The following is a 608-nucleotide window of genomic DNA, read 5'->3' on the forward strand; positions in this document are numbered from 1 at the left end:
TGGACAATAAATTTAAAAAATCCTTAAAATTCAGTTTAAGTATTGCCGTTATCACATTTGTGTTAGCGGCTATTTTTTCAGTTATATCTTCTTCGGTACTCAGCGGAGTCATTTGGATCGCCGGGCTGATTATTGTTTTCATCATCGTGTTCATAGGTGTTATCTTTGACATGTTAGGGATTGCTGCAACAGCTGCAGAGGAGACACCCTTTCATGCGATGGCATCAGAGAAAGTTGCAGGTGCGAAAGAAGCGATTGCTATTGTAAGGAATGCGGACAGATTCGCTAGTTTCTGTAACGATGTAATAGGGGATATATCAGGTATAGTTAGTGGGACAGCATCCGCCGTCGTTGTTATCCAGCTCGCTAATTCTTTTGGTCATAGTGAAGGATCCACGGTGCAAATCGTCATTTCTGTCGTACTAACCAGTGTGGTAGCAGCTTTGACAGTAGGGGGGAAAGCGCTAGGTAAATTCTTCGCAATTCACTCCTCCACTAAAATCATCTTTTTCGCGGCACGAGTGATTGGATGGTTAGAAAAAAAGCTGAAGGTAAAACTGTTATCAAATGCGACAACTTCCACTAAAAAAACAAGATAAATACAAGGG

At 41.4% G+C, this 608-nt stretch carries 1 protein-coding gene; it reads left to right on the forward strand.

Annotated features, from left to right (window positions below):
* Positions 1 to 599, forward strand: a 599-nt coding sequence (locus tag LD39_RS23315) for a hypothetical protein (RefSeq protein ID WP_035552789.1), incomplete at its 5' end; no start/stop codon positions are given.
* Positions 600 to 608 lie beyond the last annotated feature (9 nt).

It is taken from the genome of Halobacillus sp. BBL2006 (assembly GCF_000786645.1).
In the GTDB taxonomy this organism is placed as follows: domain Bacteria; phylum Bacillota; class Bacilli; order Bacillales; family Halobacillaceae; genus Halobacillus.